This is a genomic window from Mesorhizobium sp. SEMIA396 (genome assembly GCF_024518615.1).
Taxonomy (GTDB): domain Bacteria; phylum Pseudomonadota; class Alphaproteobacteria; order Rhizobiales; family Rhizobiaceae; genus Mesorhizobium.
This window is the reverse complement of record NZ_JANIFC010000001.1, coordinates 345,306-362,581: the sequence shown is the minus strand read 5'-3', so window position 1 is coordinate 362,581 and position 17,276 is coordinate 345,306. Positions and strand designations below refer to the sequence as shown.

15 protein-coding genes are annotated in these 17,276 nt (G+C 63.9%); 2 read left to right on the top strand and 13 right to left on the bottom strand.

Translation table 11 applies throughout. The features are described from left to right. Positions 1-18: 18 nt before the first annotated feature. The 4 genes from NP503_RS01775 to NP503_RS01760 form a co-directional block, all read right to left on the bottom strand. A complete protein-coding gene (locus tag NP503_RS01775; protein WP_127276282.1) occupies positions 19-1,335 on the bottom strand; it encodes a CmpA/NrtA family ABC transporter substrate-binding protein in 1,317 nt (438 codons plus the stop codon). 356 nt (positions 1,336-1,691) lie between these two features. Continuing rightward, on the bottom strand, positions 1,692-2,930 hold the full coding sequence (locus NP503_RS01770; protein ID WP_164748886.1) for a CmpA/NrtA family ABC transporter substrate-binding protein: 1,239 nt from the start codon (positions 2,928-2,930) through the stop codon (positions 1,692-1,694). 2 nt (positions 2,931-2,932) lie between these two features. Continuing rightward, entirely contained in the window at positions 2,933-3,535 is a 603-nt protein-coding gene (locus NP503_RS01765) for an ANTAR domain-containing response regulator (protein WP_127267110.1), read from the bottom strand. Between the two features lie 82 nt (positions 3,536-3,617). Then, complete coding sequence (locus NP503_RS01760; protein ID WP_127272282.1) at positions 3,618-5,687, bottom strand: NAD(P)-binding protein; 2,070 nt, start codon at positions 5,685-5,687, stop codon at positions 3,618-3,620. Positions 5,688-5,967: 280 nt separating this feature from the next. On the opposite strand from NP503_RS01760, the gene argE reads away from it, so the two are divergent. Next, a complete protein-coding gene (gene argE / locus NP503_RS01755; RefSeq protein WP_127267112.1) occupies positions 5,968-7,128 on the top strand; it encodes an acetylornithine deacetylase in 1,161 nt (386 codons plus the stop codon). Positions 7,129-7,134: 6 nt separating this feature from the next. Here argE and NP503_RS01750 read toward each other — a convergent pair whose 3' ends face one another. The 9 genes from NP503_RS01750 to NP503_RS01710 form a co-directional block, all read right to left on the bottom strand. Then, positions 7,135-8,091, bottom strand: coding sequence for a LysR family transcriptional regulator (locus NP503_RS01750; protein ID WP_127267113.1), 957 nt, complete (start codon positions 8,089-8,091; stop codon positions 7,135-7,137). 151 nt (positions 8,092-8,242) lie between these two features. Then, on the bottom strand, positions 8,243-9,733 hold the full coding sequence (locus NP503_RS01745) for an aldehyde dehydrogenase (protein WP_127267114.1): 1,491 nt from the start codon (positions 9,731-9,733) through the stop codon (positions 8,243-8,245). Positions 9,734-9,754: 21 nt separating this feature from the next. Further along, the gene (locus NP503_RS01740; protein WP_127267115.1) at positions 9,755-10,429 is read right to left on the bottom strand and encodes a DUF1028 domain-containing protein; all 675 of its coding nucleotides are present in this window, start codon (positions 10,427-10,429) and stop codon (positions 9,755-9,757) included. 4 nt (positions 10,430-10,433) lie between these two features. Then, positions 10,434-10,850, bottom strand: a complete 417-nt coding sequence (locus NP503_RS01735; protein WP_127267116.1) for a RidA family protein — start codon at positions 10,848-10,850, stop codon at positions 10,434-10,436. Positions 10,851-10,861: 11 nt separating this feature from the next. Then, the gene (locus tag NP503_RS01730; RefSeq protein WP_127267117.1) at positions 10,862-12,166 is read right to left on the bottom strand and encodes an NAD(P)/FAD-dependent oxidoreductase; all 1,305 of its coding nucleotides are present in this window, start codon (positions 12,164-12,166) and stop codon (positions 10,862-10,864) included. Between the two features lie 203 nt (positions 12,167-12,369). After that, positions 12,370-13,071: an ABC transporter ATP-binding protein gene (locus NP503_RS01725; RefSeq protein WP_127267118.1), complete on the bottom strand. Its 702-nt coding sequence runs from the start codon at positions 13,069-13,071 to the stop codon at positions 12,370-12,372. Continuing rightward, entirely contained in the window at positions 13,064-13,849 is a 786-nt protein-coding gene (locus NP503_RS01720) for an ABC transporter ATP-binding protein (protein WP_236382713.1), read from the bottom strand. The genes NP503_RS01725 and NP503_RS01720 overlap by 8 nt, the downstream gene beginning before the upstream one ends. Beyond that, the gene (locus NP503_RS01715; RefSeq protein ID WP_127267119.1) at positions 13,846-15,021 is read right to left on the bottom strand and encodes a branched-chain amino acid ABC transporter permease; all 1,176 of its coding nucleotides are present in this window, start codon (positions 15,019-15,021) and stop codon (positions 13,846-13,848) included. Before NP503_RS01715 ends, NP503_RS01720 begins: the two co-directional genes overlap by 4 nt. A 1-nt stretch (position 15,022) precedes the next feature. Then, entirely contained in the window at positions 15,023-15,940 is a 918-nt protein-coding gene (locus tag NP503_RS01710) for a branched-chain amino acid ABC transporter permease (protein WP_127267120.1), read from the bottom strand. A 193-nt stretch (positions 15,941-16,133) separates the two neighbouring features. Between NP503_RS01710 and NP503_RS01705 the strand changes: the two genes are divergently transcribed. After that, positions 16,134-17,264: a branched-chain amino acid ABC transporter substrate-binding protein gene (locus NP503_RS01705; RefSeq protein WP_127271535.1), complete on the top strand. Its 1,131-nt coding sequence runs from the start codon at positions 16,134-16,136 to the stop codon at positions 17,262-17,264. The last annotated feature ends 12 nt before the right edge of the window (positions 17,265-17,276 follow it).

Sequence of the window (17,276 nt, the reverse complement as noted above, 5' to 3'; positions counted from 1 at the left end):
CGCCGTTTGCGCAGGGGTTCAGGCCGATGCCTTGATCTTCAGGCTATCGAGATAGGCGGACGGGTTGGCCGGATCGAAGATCTTGCCGTCGAAGAAGGTCTCGACGCCGCGCGACGACGACGCCGGAACGTCGGCAGCCGCAACGCCGAGATCCTTGGCCGCTTCGCGCCACAAATCCTCGCGGTTGACCTGATCGACCAGCGCCTTGATGTCGGTGGTCGGCGCGAACTTGCCCCAGCGGATGTTCTCGGCGAGGAACCACGTGTCGTGGCTCTTGAAAGGATAGGAGACGCCGCCCTTCCAGAACTTCATGGAGAGATCGGTGCCGTTGGCGACGCGGCCATTGCCGTAGTTGATGTCGCCCTTGAGGCGGCCGATGATGTCGGCGACGGGCACGTTCATCCATTGCCGCTTGCCGATGATGGCGGCCATCTCGTCCTTGTTCTCAGCGGCCTCGCACCATTGCTGGGCTTCCATGACGGCCATCAGGATCGCCTTGGTGGCGTTCGGGTATTTCTCGATGAATTCGGCACGCAGGCCGAGCGCCTTTTCCGGATGGCCCTTCCACAATTCGCCCGTCGTGGCGGCGGTGAAGCCGACGCCCTGATGGACGAGCTGCTCGTTCCACGGTTCGCCGACGCAGAACACGTCCATGTTGCCGACCTTCATGTTGGCCACCATCTGCGGCGGCGGCACGACGATGGTCGAGACGTCCTTGTCGGGATCGATGCCACCGGCCGCCAGCCAGTAGCGCAGCCACAAATCATGCGTGCCGCCCGGGAAGGTCATGGCGGCCTTGATTTCCTTACCGGCCGCCTTCTTGGCGGCAAAAGCATCTTTCAGCTTCGAGGCGTCGAGACCGACACCGGTGCCGGCATATTCCTGGGCGACCGAAATGCCTTGGCAGTCGTAGTTGAGCCGCGCCACGATCGCCATCGGCATCGGCTGGTTGTTCTGCGTCACCTTGCCCGTGTGCATGAGGTAAGGCAGCGGCGTCAGGATATGGGCGCCGTCGATGCCGTTGGCCGCGCCGCCGAGCATCAGATTGTCGCGTGTCGCACCCCAGGAGGCCTGCTTGAGCACCTCGACATCGGGCATGCCGAACTTGGCGAACAGCCCCTTCTCCTTGGCGATCATCAGCGGTGCCGCATCGGTGAGGGCAATGAAGCCGAGCTTGGCGCCGGTGACCTCCGGAGTGGCGGTCGCAGCATAGGCGCCGGAAGGGAAGAGCTTGCGGGCCGCCACGAACAGGCCGGCCGTCATCGCGCTGCTGACGAGAAAATCGCGGCGCGTCATGTCCTTGAGGGTCGTTCCAGTCCTGATCCGTTTCGTCATCGTCGTCTCCGGTTGGGCGCGGCTTGGGATCCGCGTCGTCGATTGCGTGTTGATCAAAACAAAAAAGCCGCCAGCCAGGTCTTCGCGTCCGGGTGACCGGGAGCGCGCATTAACCTGAGCGGCAGCTTTGCCTGTGGCGCCCGTCATTGGACGCCTGTTCCGTGACCCGCGAAGGGCCTGTCTATTTCAAAGCAGGAACCGTGCCAGTTTTGAGAGAGGTGAAAAAGATCAATTAAATCAGCAACCCGCGCCGATCGCGGACGCACCGGGTCGTATGGCCGGAAGGCCAAAGATTGTTCATTCGGGCAATCGCGCGCACAATTTTTGTGCAATGCACAAGAATGACGCGGAAATGATCAGGCTTCCGCGCGAGCCGATTTCTGGCCGGTAATGTAGGCGTCGACCTCGTCCGGATCGAAGATCTGGCCGTCGAAGAAACCGTCCGGACCGAGCACAAGGCCGGCGCCTGTCGCGCCGACCGCGGTGGCAACTTGGAGCGCACCCTCGACTTTCGAATTGGCGCCGGGAAGCGCCACACCAAGCGGCTTCAGAGCCGAACGGTAGAGGTCGGGCCGGTAGCAGTTGCGGGCGATGGCAAGGTTTTCCGGCGTGTGCGCCACGTGCCCCCAGCGCACCATCTGCGTGTAGAACCACAGCGCATGGCTCTTCCATGGAAAGTTCGCTGCCTTGTCGAACGGGAGGAAGAAGTCGTCGATGGTCCGCTCCGCGCCGCCGCCCAGTCGGAGATGACCGGTCAGGATCGGCATCTGCACGGCCGGCGGCAGACCGAGAAAGCCGGCCTGCGCCATCACAGCTGCCAATTCGCCACGGTTGGCCGGATCCTGGCACCAGCGCGCCGAGTGATGCAGCGCACGCAGCAGCGCCGCCAGTGCCTCGGGGTTTTCGTCTGCCCACGCCTTGCGTACGCCGATTACCTTCTCCGGGCTGTTACGCCATATCCGCGCCTTGACGGTGACGATATGCCCGGTGCCGGCGGCAACCGCAGCACTGTTCCAGGGTTCGCCTGCGCAGTACCCGTCGATGCGGCCGGTGGCCAGCGCATCCGCCATGAAGGGCGGCGGCACGATGACGATCTCGATTTCGCGCGCCGGATCGATGCCGCAGGCGGCGAGCCAATAGCGCAATTCGTAATTGTGCCCGGAATGCGGATGCACCACGGCGAAGCGCAGCGGGTCGCCACCGGCCGCAGCGCGCTCGCGAATGAGCGCGCGCAACGCCGCACCGGCGCGCGCCGGATCAAGATCGGCTTCGGCGCCCTGCGCCACCATTCCGGCCCAGACGGTGTTGGAGACGGTGACGCAATTGCCGCCGAGCCCGAGCGAGAACGGCACGATGGTTTCCGAAGCGAGTGGCGTCAGCCCGAGATTGCAGGCGAGCGGCATCGGTCCCAGCATATGCGCGAGATGAAAGTGACCGATGGCGATGCGGTCGCGGATGTTGGCCCAGGACGTCTCGCGGTGTAGGGTGAGGTCGATGCCTTCTCGTGCGGCAAAGCCAAGCTCCCCGGCCGCGACCAGCACGGCGCTGTCGAAAAGCGGCATGAAACCGGCGGTGATCTGGTGCGCAGCAGTCATGCTCATTCGTCCTCCGGCGGCCCCAGCAGCCCGGCGGCAGTCACCAGGCTCTGGGCGATGTCGCCGATCTTGCGGTTCTGGTTCATCGCCGTCTTGCGCAGCAGCGTGTAGGCCGCCTCTTCGGAGAGGCCGCGCGACTTCATCAATATGCCCTTGGCACGATCGATCACCTTACGGCTCTCTAGCTCGCCGCGAACCTCTTCCAGTTCGCGCGCCATGCGCGAAAAAGCGTTGAAGCGGCTTACCGCCATGTCGAGGATCGGCTTGACGCGCTCTTGCCGCAGACCGTCGACGACATAGGCCGAAACGCCGGCATCGACCGCCGCCTCGATCGAGGCCTGATCGGAGCGGTCGACGAACATGGCGATCGGCCGTTTCACGGCGCGCGACAGCTGGAACATGTTTTCCAGCATGTCGCGGTTCGGATTCTCGAGATCGATGACGATGACATCGGGCTCGATCTCGGCGATCCGCCGCGCAATGCCGGTCACGTCATGGATGACGGTGACTCGCTCATGGCCGGCCTCGCGCAATCCCGCCTCGATGATCGCGGCGCGGATGCGGTTTTCATCGATCACCAGGACGGCGAGTGCGGTTCGAACCATGCCTGCATTGTGACCAAGCGAAGGAATTGTGCAATGCAGTATGGTTGAACAACCCGATATTCGCTGACCGGGCCGCCGGCGTCTAATCCGCCGCCAACGCCGTGACCTCGCGGCGGAAGGGCAGTGCGTCGCCGATATCGGCTTCGTCCAGCTCGCGGGCGAAACGGTGGCCGGCGTAGGTTGCCCAGGCGATCGGACCCGGCGCCCCGGCATCGCCGATGATTTTGATCGAGCGGATGCCGCTATCGGCCCATTGATCTCGCCGCGCCTTCAGTTCGCACCAGACGCCATCGTCCTGTTGGCGCGACGTCACGAGCACGACGGCGTCCGCGGCGAAGTCGCGTTGGCTGCCCGTATAGGCGCACGCAGTGGCAACCCCACCCGCCACGATGCGGGTCACAGTCCGATTCAGCACGATCTCGACGCCGAGTTCGGCCAGCCGGCGATGGATGGCGCCCTGCTCCAGCGTGTTGCGGGTCCAGTCGGACACATAGGCCGACGGCGTCACCAGCGTCACCTTCGCACCCTGCCGCGCCATCAGCTCGGCCAGGACACCGCCCATGTAATAGTGATCGTCGTCGAACAGCACGACAGTGCCGGTCGGTATATTGCCGCCCATCAAATCGTCCGGCGTGTAGACCGGCATGGCCGGGTCCACCGGCATCGGCACGACATGCGCGCGCGCCACGCCATCGCGGCGCCATGTCGAGCCGGTGGCGACGGCAATGTTCTGGAAGCCGAAGGCGAGGATTTCCTCGGCCGACAGCCGGCTTTCGAAATAGACGTCGACATTGGACATCTGGCTGATCTGGTACTGGCGATAGTCGCGCACACGCCCCCATGCCGAGAGACCGGGCAAGCGGCACTCGCGCGCCACGCGGCCGCCGAGTTCGGTTCCCGCTTCGGCGATGGCCACCTGGTAGCCGCGCAGGCCGAGTGCACGCGCCGCTTCCAGCCCGGCCGGGCCGGCGCCGACGATCAGCACGCTGTCGCTGTCGCCCTTGGCCTGCATCCGTTCGGGATGCCAGCCCTTGCGCCACTCCTCCATGAAGGTCGGGTTCTGCGTGCAACGAGAGATCGACATGGTCATGTCGCCGGTGATGCAGATGTTGCAGCCGATGCATTCGCGAATGTCCTCGATCCGCCCCTCCTCCACCTTCTTCGGCAGGAAGGGATCGGCAATCGACGGCCGCGCGCAGCCAATGAAGTCCAGCGTGCCGGACTTGATCATCTTCACCATCACATCCGGCGAGGTGAAGCGACCGACGCCGACGACCGGCTTCGAGGTCAGCATCTTGATGCCGGACACCAGGCTCTCCTGCGCGCCCTCCTCCTTGAACCGCGACGGCCCCGAACAGTCCTCCCAGGCGCCATGCGCCAGGTCCCAGAGGTCTGGCAGGTCGGCATGCATCTCGATCATGTCGCGCACTTCGGAGTTGCCGAAGCCAAGCTCGCCGATCATCTCGTCCAGCGACAGCCGCAGCGTTAGGCCGCACGTGTCGCCGATGGCGTTCCTGCCCTCTTCGATCAGCTCACGCATCAGCCGCGAGCGGTTTTCCAGCGAGCCGCCATATTCGTCGCTGCGCTGGTTCGTGGCGGTGGACAGGAAGTGCTGGATGATGCCGAAGCCATGCGCGCCGTAGAGGCAGACCAGGTCGAAGCCCGCAAGCCTGGCACGCTTGAATGCATTGCGGTGCCAGCGGCGCAGGTCGCGAATATCCTGCTTGTCCATGGCGCGCGCCTGCACCGGATCGTTGGTGAAGGTTCGGATCGGCAGGGCCGACGGTCCGCGCGGTACCTCCTTGGTGTAGAGGTTGGGACCGTTGATGCCCGAATAGGCCAACTGGATGCCGGCCAGCGCGCCATGCTGGTGCATGGCCTCTGCCATCTTCGCCAGCGCCGGGATATCGGCGTCGTCCCACAGCCTGAGCTCGATGAAGGGCGTGATCTCCGATGTGTGGTGCATCTCGGTCTGCTCGGTGAAGATGACGCCCCAGCCGCCTTCCGACTTGATGCGGCGCATCTCGGCCGCGGCCGAAGGATCGCGATAGCCGCCGCCATTGCAATGCGGAACCTGATAGAAGCGGTTCTTGGCGGTCACCGGACCGATCTTTACGGGCTCGAACAGAATGTCGTAGCGCGGATCGCGCATGGAACGTGCCTTCCTGCCAGCGTCGCCTTGCAGCATGCCCGATCATGGTTTCGAGCCGTGGCGCAAGCCGGCCAGCCCAGTGGGTTGATGCCGTGAGACCATTCATAAATTGCGGCAAGCGCCGGGAAACAACAGATTTCTTCTGTGCCGGTTAGGACGCGCCTAATCGGCAGCACTGCCTGGATTAGCATCCGATGAATCCCGGCTGAGCCAAATGCGACTTCAAGGCCGCCGCCGCGCGATGTTAGATAGCGCGCACGCCCAATGAGACACAAGACGCATGGACAGCATCCAGATCCTTGAAAAACTGATCGCGTTCCCGACGGTGAGCCGCGATTCGAACCTCGCCCTCGTCGGCTACGTGGCGGAGCTGCTGGACGCGCATGGCATTGACAGCCGGATCATCCACAGCGAGGACGGCCACAAGGCCAATTTGTTTGCCACCATCGGACCGGCCGACGCTTCCGGCATCATGCTGTCCGGCCACACCGACGTCGTCCCCGTCGACGGCCAGGCCTGGACGCTGCCGCCCTTCGAGATGACGAGCCGAGACGGCAAGCTTTACGGACGTGGCACAGCCGACATGAAGGGTTTTGTGGCCTGCGCGCTCGCGGCGTGCCTTAAAGCCTCGAAAATGACGCTGCGCACGCCGCTGCATTTGGCGCTCTCCTACGACGAGGAGATCGGCTGCATTGGTGTGCGAAGCCTGATCGACATGCTGCAAGCAGCCCCGCAGCGGCCGTTGCTATGCATTGTCGGCGAGCCGACCGATATGCAGGTGGCGACGGGCCACAAGGGCAAGCTTGCCGCACGCGCGCTTTGCAAGGGACGCGAGGGCCATTCGGCGATGGCCCCGCTGGCGCTCAACGCCATCCATCTCGGCTGCGATTTCGTCGCCGCCTTGCGCCGCGAACAGGACCGGCTGGTGCGCGATGGCGCCCGCGACGGCGACTACGACATTGCCTACACAACCGTCCATGTCGGCAAGATCAACGCCGGCGTGGCGCTGAACATCGTGCCGAACCTCTGCCAGGTCGACTTCGAGATCCGCAATGTCGCGGCCGACGACCCGCATGAGATTCTCGAGCGTCTGCGCGTGGAGGCCGCGCGCATTGCCACCGAAGCCTCGGCTATCGCGCTCGAGGCGGCAATCGACATCGACATCACCAACACCTATCCCGGCCTGGACACGCCGGTCAGTTCGCAAGCCGTCGCTTTCATCAAATCGCTGACCGGCGCCAACAACACCATCAAGGTTGCCTACGGCACGGAGGGCGGCCTGTTCAACCGCGATCTCGGCACGCCGACGGTCGTGTGCGGACCGGGATCGATGGCGCAGGGACACAAGCCGGATGAGTTCGTCAGCGTCGAGCAGATGCGCCGTTGCGATGGCATGCTGGAAAAATTGCTGCAGCGGCTTGCCGACCAGCAGTTGGCTTAACCGGGGCTACTTCTGTGGAAGTGCTGCCTGGCCGACAGCCCGCTCGGCGCCGAACACGCCTTGCTCGACGACGAAATGCCGGCAGTGGTCGATGAAGGCCTGGACGGTTTGCGTGCGGTGTTCGGAACTGGGCAAGGCGACGCCCATGGTCAGCGGCCGCAGATCGCCGTCCAGCGGCACGAAGACCAGCGGCTTGCCGTCCGGCGCCAGCGTGTTGAGCGGCCGCATATTGGCGATGCCGTAGCCGAAGCCGTTGGCCACCATGGAACGCATGACGGCGATGTCGCCGGTGCGCTCGGCAATGTTGGGGCGGATCCCGCGCTGGTGGAATGCCGAAAGGAAATATTCGCGGCTGAACGGCAGGTCGAGCAGCACCATCGGCTCGTCGGCCAATTCCTCCGTCGTGATCGACGCCTTTGCCGCAAAGCGATGCCCCGCCGGCAGCATGACATAGGCCGGCACCAGCATCAGCGGCTCGAAGGTCATGTCCTGCGACAGTTCGAGATCGTAGGTCAGGGCAAGATCGATTTCACCGCGCTGCAGCATCTCGAGCAATTGCCCCTGATTGCGCTCGAACTGGCGCACGCGCACATCGGGATAGGCGCGTTCGAACCGCATGCGCAGCGCCGGCAGCACGATTTGCGCAAAGGTCAGCAGGCATCCCACCGCCAGCGGGCCGCGCACCTTCTCGGCAAAGTCGCCGGCGACGTCGTGCAAGGCGTCTGCATCGTTGAGCAGCCGGGCGGCTTCCTTGAGGAAGATGCGGCCACCGGCCGTCAGCGAGAGGCCGTGCGAATGCTTGCGGACAAACAGCTGGACACCGAACTCGGTTTCCAGCTGCGCGATCGAGGCCGAAATCGATGGCGGCGATACATTGACCTGTTCGGCCGCCTTAGCGATGGAACCGGCTTCGCCCACGGCGACGAAATATTCCAGCTGTCTGAGCGTGAAGCGTAGCGGCATGGCTGGCTATGTTGCTGGTTTGAGGGCTTCGATCAAGCCTAATGCATGTCGCGCAAAAGTGGCCCCGGTTTTGCGCAAATGACATGCATAGAGCAAAGGCCTAAAGCGCATCGCTTGAATCCGTTCAATCGCGATGCGCTTTAGGCGCCCATCAGTATTTGATCCATGTCGTTTTGAGCGCGGTGTATTTGTCGAGCGCATGCAGCGACAGGTCGCGGCCGAAGCCGGATTGCTTGAAACCGCCGAACGGCGTCATCGGGCTCAGCGCGTCGACCGTGTTGACGGAAACCGTGCCGGCATGCAGCCGGCCGGCGATACGATGCGCGCGCGACAGGCTGTCGGTCCACAGCGATGCGGCCAGCCCATAGGGGCTGTCATTGGCGATGCGGATCGCGTCGGCCTCGTCGTCGAAGGCGATGACCGAAAGCACCGGCCCGAAGATCTCGTCGCGAGCAATCGGATCGGCAGGTGCGACATCGTCGAAGATGGTCGGCTGGACAAAGCTGCCGCGCCCATTGACCGTGACCAGGTCGCCGCCCGCGACCAGGCGCGCGCTTTTCTTGCCGGCCTCGACGAACCGCATGACATTGGCCGCGTGGCGGGCATCGACCATCGCGCCCATTTTCGAAGCCGGATCGAGCGGATCGCCGGGCTGCGTGGCCGCCGCACGTTGCACCAGTTTCTCCATCAGGGCATCCTTGATGCCGCGCTGGACGAGCAGGCGTGAATTGGCGGAACAGACCTCGCCCTGGTTGAAGAAGATGCCGAAGGCAGCCATGTCGGCTGCCGTGTCAAGATCGCCGCAATCGGCAAAGATGAGGTTCGGGCTCTTGCCGCCGGTTTCCAGCCAGACCTGCTTCATGTTCGACTGGCCGGAATACTGCAGAAACATCTTGCCCACGGCGGTCGAACCGGTGAAGGCGAGGCAATCCACATCCATATGGCGGCCAAGCGCCTGGCCGGCGGTTTCGCCAAGGCCGGGCACGACATTGAGCACGCCTGCAGGCAGGCCCGCTTCCATTGCCAGTTCCGCCAGAAGCAGGGCCGACAAAGGCGACTGCTCGGCGGGTTTCAGCACCACCGAATTGCCTGCCGCCAGTGCCGGCGCGCATTTCCAGGTCGCCATGTCGAGCGGGAAATTCCACGGCACCACCGCGCCGACCACGCCAAGCGGTTCGCGCCGCACCAGCACCAGATCACCTTCGCCGGTCGGCGCCACTTCGCCATAGATCTTGTCGATGGCCTCGCCATACCATTGGAAGATCGCTGCCGAGCCGGGAACGTCGACCGCGGCCGCATCCCTGACCAGTTTGCCCATGTCGAGCGATTCCAGCAGAGCCAGTTCATGCAGGTTTTCGCGCAGCAATTGCGCCAGCCGCAGCAGCACCTCCTTACGGTGCGCCGGACTGGTCCGCGACCAGACGCCGGCGTTGAAGCTGCGCCGCGCTGCGGCAACCGCCAGATCGATGTCTTCCTCACCGCAGGACGCCACTTCGGCCAGCACCTCGCCGGTTGCCGGATTGACGCTGGCAAAAGTCCGGCCCGAACGCGCCGCAACCGTCTTGCCGTCGATGAACGCCTTGTCGCGAAAACGGATCGCCGACGCCTTGCCGATCCAGTCCTTGTGGCTGAGTTCGCTCATCGCAGGCGACCCCTGTCTTGACTATTCGTCGCCCGGCACGCCGTAGCTCGGCGCATCGGATGGGTTTATGGCACGGGTCACATAGGCATCGAGCTGTGGCTTGTAGAGTTCCCACAGCGTCGCCAGTTGCTCGATCGGGCAGTCGTCGGTCCAGTCGCAGCGCAGATCGGCGACCGGCCACGCAACCTCGCGCACCAGCTTCATGCCAGCCGAATGGACCGGGCCGGCCTCGCCGCCCGCTTTCAGCGCGGCGCGCATGGTCGCGATGAGGCGGTCGCCGAGATGCCCTTCCGACGCCAGGAAAGCCTCGACCATGGCTTGCGGAACGCCGTCATGGGCCAGCATGTTGCCGCCGCAGGCGACATTGTCCGCACGCGCCTCCGCCCAGATGCCAAGCGCCTTGGGCCCTGAGTGGATAGCGGTCGTCCCGGCGGCATCGACAGCCAGCACCTGCCGGTATTCGGGATAGGCACCGGTGCGCTTCAATATGACAATCGCCTCTGCCGCCGACGCGCCGCGCGCCAGCAATTCGAGACCGCGCAGTCCCAGCGTAGGATCGGTGACGTTCTGACTGGCAACGGCGCCGGCGCCCGCCTGCGCATAGGCGCAGCGCGCCGCCACAGCAGGCGACGAGGAGGACACCGCGACCCCGAACATGCCGGTGCGGCTGCACCGCGCGACGATGGAGAATGTCATGACTTTAATCCGGGATAACTGCGGTGCCGTCGATCTCGACCAGCCAGTCCGGCCGCGCCAGGGCCTGCACGACAAGGCCGGTCGAGACGGGATGCACGCCTTTGATATACTCGCCCATGGTGCGGTAGACCGCCTCGCGATAGCGGACATCGGTAATGTAGACCACCACCTTGACCAAATGCTCCATGGTGCCGCCGCACTCCTCGATCAGCTGGCGGATGTTCTGCATGACCTTGTGCGTCTGTTCGACCGGATCATGGCTTTCGATATTCTTGGCCGTGTCGAGGTCCTGCGGGCATTGGCCGCGCAGATAGACGGTCCTGCCGCCCCGCGTAACGACCGCCTGGCACAGATCATTGTCGAGCTTCTGCTCGGGATAGGTGTCCTTGGTGTTGAACTTGCGAATTCTTGTATGGGCCATCTTGGTCTCCGTCAGTCGGCTCGAGGTCGGGACGTCCGTTTCCATGCCACTTTGGTCTCGCGCTTCGCGGACGCATGGTAGGCCAGGTACTTGCGCTGCGTGGAGATATGGTCCGCCACATGCTGGGCGTCGTGCCAGACGCCCCAGATGAAGCTCGACCCCCGCCGCGATTGCCACGGCAGTCCCAGGAAATAGATTCCCGGCTCGGTCGACACGCCGCGCTGGTGCTTCGGCTTGCCCTTTTCGTCAAACACATCGACCTTCAGCCAGTTGTAATCGACGGTGAAACCCGTTGCCCAGATGATCGAACCTATCCCGGCTTCCGCCAGGTTCAGCTCGAGAATGGGATCGGTCATGCATTGCGGGTCCGGTCCGATCTCGCGGGCCGCAGGCTCCTCTGGAAGGTCGAGGCCGTTGCGAGCGACATAGGCGTCGGCCTCGTCCAGCACCGACATGTAGTTCGCATCGCCGCGCGCGATATTTTTAGCCAAGTCCGACGCGAAGGTCAGAACCCCGTCCTTGTAGGATTCAGTCCGGCCAACCAGCATTATCCCTTGCGCGGCAAGACGCCGGAAGTCGATCGTCTGGCCGCCCCGCGCGCCGCTCACCGCGATGGTGACGTGTTCGGTGCCAGGCGCCGGCGCTTGAGCGTCCCATTTGCCCAAAACCCCCAGCCACCAGCAGAAGTCACGCTCGCGATAGGCCCGCGGCGGCCGATCATGCGGCCCGACCGAGAGGTAGACGCGCCGTCCCGCGCGCTGGAGTTCGTCGGCGATCTGCACCCCCGAGGACCCGGAGCCGACCACCAGCACCGCACCTTCGGGCAACTGGCCCGGATTGCGATAGGCGCTGGAATGGATCTGCATCGCTCCGGCATCCCCGGGGACAACCGCCGGAATGACCGGATGCTGGAAAGCCCCGGTAGCGGCAACCACGCTCCTGGCCTCGATCACGCCATCCGAGGTTTCGACCCGGAAGCCGGGACGGCCGACAAGCCTTTCCACGCTCCTGACCTCCACGCCGCAGCGGATGGGGGCAGCGATCATGCCGGCGTAAGCGACAAAATAGTCGGCGACCTTCTCCTTGCCGACAAAGGCGTCGGGACCGGCATCCGGAAATTCCATGCCGGGAAAACGATCATGCCAGGCGGGACCATTGGCAACCAGCGAGTCCCATCTTTCGGTACGCCAGCGTTCGGCGATGCGGCTTCGCTCGAGCACGAGATGCGGCACCCCGCACTTGCTCAGATGCTCGCTCATGGCCAGCCCCGCCTGGCCGCCGCCAACAACAAGCGTGTCTACCGTTTCGACTGGCATTTCAGCGGCCCTTTCTGGCTCTCCCCGGGAGTGTCTGCGGATGCGGCGGAGATCTGATCGTTGGTTTACTGGAGGCACCGGGCAGCGAAAATTATGATTTCATGTGGCAGTGGTTAGCTTGTCCCTAAATGCCGGGAAGCATGGCCGAAGATGTGGAGCGCGGGGCGTGGATCATCACTGTTGAGTCAGAAGAAACGGACGGCTCAGAGATAAAGGCTTCTGGCCGCCTTGGACGAGAGCAACTCCTTTGCCGGCCCCTCCTGGGCGACCTTACCCTTGACCAGCACATAGCCGCGATCGGCGATGCCCAGCCCCATTTCGGCATTCTGTTCGATCAACAGGATGGTCGTGCCTTGGCGATGGATTTCCCTTGTGATCTCGAAATACTCGCCGATGAGTTTTGGCGAGAGGCCGAGCGACGGCTCGTCCATGATCACCAGTCTGGGTTCGCCGATCAGCGCGCGCGCCAGCGCCACCATCGCCTGTTCGCCGCCGGACAGCGTGCCGGCGACTTGGCGCAAACGCTCATGGATGCGCGGAAAAAGCTTGCACATCTTGTCCAGTTGCACCGCGAAATTGGGCCCCCTGGCCGACACCGCATCATAGCCCAGGCGCAAATTCTCCATCACGGTCAGGCCGGGGAACAGCCGGCGCCCTTCGGGAACGAGCCCGACGCCGAGCGACGCCAGGTTTTCCGTGCCGAGCGTCGCCATGTCCCTGCCCATCACCTCGACCTTGCCGCGCTGCGCTCGCACGACACCGCAGACTGTCATGAAGGTTGTCGTCTTGCCGGCGCCGTTCGGTCCGAGCAGGCAAACCAGTTCGCCGGGGCGTACGCTCATCGCCACGCCGCGCAGCATCGGCACCGCGCCATAGGAAGTATCGACATCCCTGAGTTCAAGCATGGGCGACCGCCTTCCCGAGATAGGCTTCCTGGACGCGCGGGTCGGCGCGCACCGCCGCGAAGTCGCCCTCGGCGATCTTGCTGCCATAGTCGATGCAGGTGACATGCTGCGGGAACGCTTCGACCACCCGCATGTCGTGCTCGATCAGAACTACCGACAGAGCAGGGTTTTGTACGCGCAGCCGCGTGATGTCGGCCACCAGTGCGTCGGTTTCCGTGTCGTCCATGCCGACCGAAGGTTCGTCGAGCAGCAAGAGCTTGGGCTGCGATGCGAGCGCGCGGGCAATTTCCAGCCGTCGCCTGTCGGCCTGCGCCAGCGTGCCCGCTGGCCGGTAGCGTTGTTCGAACAGGTCGCCGGAGCCGAGCTTGAGCAGGGTTTCGGCCTTTTCCACGCAGGCCGCCATCTCACGGCGCGACGCGCCGGGCCGAAACAGCGCGGTCAGCACGCCGGTCCTGGTGCGGGTGTGCATGCCGATGATGACGTTGTCGAGGACACTGAGGTCGGAGAACAGACGCGACGACTGGAATGTGCGGGCGATGCCGCGGTCGACAACTTCGTAGGACGGGCGGCCGGTGATCTCGGCGCCGTCGAAGGTCACGCGACCGGAGGTTGGCCGGTAGACGCCGGTCACGACATTGAACAGCGTCGACTTGCCGGCGCCGTTCGGGCCGATGACGGCGAGCACCGCGCCCTTGTCGATCGACAGGCTGACATCGTTGAGCGCGACCAGGCCGCCGAAGCGCATCGTCAAATTCTCGACCTTGAGAAGCGCGCTCACAGTCCGCCTCCGTAGCGCCGCATGCGTTGCGGGAACAGACCTTGCGGCCGGATCATCAGGAAGCCGATGATGACGACGCCGAAGAACAGCAGGCGGTAGTCGGCGAACGCGCGCAATTTCTCCGGCAGGATGGTCAGCAGGAACGCACCGACGATGACACCGAAAATATTGTCCATGCCGCCGACGATGACCATGGTCATGATGGTGACGGAGACCAGGAAGGTGAAATTGTCGGGAGAAATGTAGGAGACGTAGAAGGCGTAGATCGTGCCGGCGAAGGCGGCGAGAAAGGCGTCGACGGCGAAGGCCAGAACCTTGAACCACGCCACATTGATGCCTTGCGCCTTGGCGGCGATCTCGTCGGCGCGCAGCGCATTCCAGGCCAGACCGATGCGCGAACCGTGCAGCCGATGCGCGGTGACGATGGCGACGACGACCAGTGCGGCCGACAAATAATAGAAATTCGCCTGGCTCGGCAGCTTCCAGCAGAAGATCACCAGCGGATCGGCAAAGGAATGGCCGAACAGGCTGGGCGCCGGAATGCCGACCAGTCCGTTGGGTCCGCCGGTCCAGCTGAAATTGTTCAGCAATTGCTGGACCACGACACCGAAGGCGATGGTGACAAGCGCCAGATAAGTGTCGCGCGTGCGCATCGACGGGATGCCGATGATGAAACCGAACAGGGTCGCCGCCAGCGCCGCGACCGGCAGCGTCAGCCAGAAGCTGACGCCGAAATTGATCGCCAGCAGCGCCGACACGTAGGCGCCGATGCCGTAGGAAGCGCCGGTGGCGAAGTTCGGGATGTTGGCGCTGCCGAGCTGGAAATTGAGCGCCAGCGCCAGCACCGCATAAAGCTCGGCGACGATCAGCAGATGGAGGATATAGGTGTTGGATCCGACGAAGAACGGAAAGGCCAGGACGATGACCGCCGCAGTGATCATCGCCACGAGCGGAACCCGGGCAAAGCTCGCCAACGCATAGTCGGCGATCCACGGCAGCCTCTCCAGCAGATAGAAACCGAGGCCGAGCAAGGCCAGCAGGCCGACCACCTGCCAGCCGCCGTCGACTTTGAGGATGAGGTACAGGAACGCTGCCCCGATGATTTGCGAGGCGATGGCGAAGACCGTGGCCGCGGCTATGCCCGGCACGTCGGGTGAAGCACGACCCTGCATGCTAGACTTTCTCCATGACGGTGCGCCCAAGCAGGCCGGCGGGGCGGAAGATGAGCACGGCGATGACCAGCAGGAAGACGAAGACCAGCCGGTAGGAAGCGCCGTCCGGCACGAATGTCTGCGCCAGCACTTCGATGCCGGCAATGATCAGTCCGCCCAGTATGGCGCCCGGCATCGAGCCGAGGCCGCCGATGACCGCGGCGGAAAAGCCGAGCAGGCCGGCCATGACGCCGAAGTCGAACCGTGTCACGCCGGCATAGCTTGCGAACAGAAGTCCAGCGATGGCGCCGATAGCCGAGGCAATGAAGAACGTCGCACGGAAGACGCGTGCATCGCGGATGCCCATCATGCGCGCCACGACCCGGTCCTCCGAGGCCGCCCGGATGCGCAGCCCGAGCGGGGTCATGCGCAGGAAGACAAACAGCATGGCAACCAGCGCGACGGTCAGCACCACCACCAGCAGCGCGAACCAGCTGATGGCAACGCCGGAGATTTCGAAAGCCATGCCCGACACCAGGCGCGGGAAGGCATGCGGGTTCGATCCCTGCGGATAGAGATGGCGGATCAGCTCGCGGATGACGATGCCGAGCGCCACGGTCGCCACCAGCGCCATCATGGCGGGCGCATCGCGGAAGCGCCTGATGACCACCTTGTCCAGCAGGACGCCGATCAAACCGACGGCGAACACGGCGACCGGAACCGCAAGCACCAGCCAGGCGGGCCCCGAGGCGCCAAGAGCGGTCGCCAACGCCTGGGCAAGCGCCAGCGTGATGAACGGCGCCGTCATCGCGACATCGCCGTGCGAGAAATGAATGACGTTCAAGACACCGAAGATCAGGCTGAATCCGATCGCCAGCAAGGCATAGATGCAGCCAAGGGTTATCCAGTTCACCAGTTGCTGGACAAGCAGTTCCGCCATGCGGTCGGTCTCTCGATTGAAGCCGACAGGTATCAATCGCCATCCCGGGCGGACAGAACGAATCTCCGAACTCACGAGTCACAATTTCCGAATTTCGTCACTGAATACGCGCCCGTACACTGATGATCAGCCGACGATCACGATCGGCCGGGTCGCTACGACGGCGGCAGATAATTCTGTTTGAGGTGGAACCATGCAAAACAGGCGCAGTGCGCTTATCCGCGTATCGTCAATTCTGGCCGGCTCTCTGTTTGCCATCGCCCTGGGCGCCGCCCAGGCGCAGGCCGACCAGATCAAGCTCGGCTTCATCGGGCCGCTCTCCGGCGGCAACGCCCAGCAGGGCCTCGGCGCCCGCAACGGCTTCCTGCTCGCCATCGAGCAGGCCAATGCCAGCGGCTATCCGCACCAGGTGGAAGGCGTCGTGCTCGATGACGCCTCCGATCCGGCGGTCGGCGTTTCGGCGGCGCAGAAGCTGGTCAACGATCCCGCGGTGGTCGCGGCAACGGGGCATTGGAACAGCTCGGTCGCGTTGGCGACGATCCCGGTCTTCAACCGCTCGCAGATGCCGTTCATCGTCTGGGGCGCGGTCAGCCCGAAGATTACCGAACAGAACTTCCCGAACGTGACCCGCGTCACGCCGACGCTGGTCAACGAGAACAAACCGCTGGCCGAAGCCATCGCCAAGCAAGGCAAGATCAAGAAGATCGCCATCATCTCCGACACCACCGACTACGGTGCGGCCAACACCAAATGGTTCGGCGATTTCTTCAAGGCGGCCGGCGGCGAGGTCGTTTCTTCGGATGCCGCAGCTGTCGGCACGACCGATTTCCGCGCCATGCTGACGACCGCGAAGGCAGCGTCGCCCGACGCGGTCTATTTCGGCGGTGTCGTCACCGAAGCAGCGCTGGTGCGCAGCCAGATGGCCGACCTCGGCATGGGCAATCTGCCGATGTACGGAATTTCAGGCATCTACGACCCGAAATTCATCGAGATCGCGGGAGCTGCCGCCGAGGGCACCATCGCCGGAACTCCGGCCGTCCAGTCGAACCCCAAGCTCGAGGAGTTCAACAAGGCCTATGAAACCAAGGCTTATCCCGATCCTGCCGGCTCCTATGCGAAATATGCCTACGAGGCGACGCAGATCCTGCTTCAGGTCATCAAGGAAAAAGGCCTCGACGACAAGGAGGCGCTGAGCAAGGCCATTCGTGACATCCACCACGACGGCATTCTGGGAGACGTCTCGTTCGATGCCAACGGACAGACCAACATGGCCATCGACATCGACATGTTCGTCGTCCGCAGCGGCAAATGGGAGAAGATGTAACTTACCTGATCG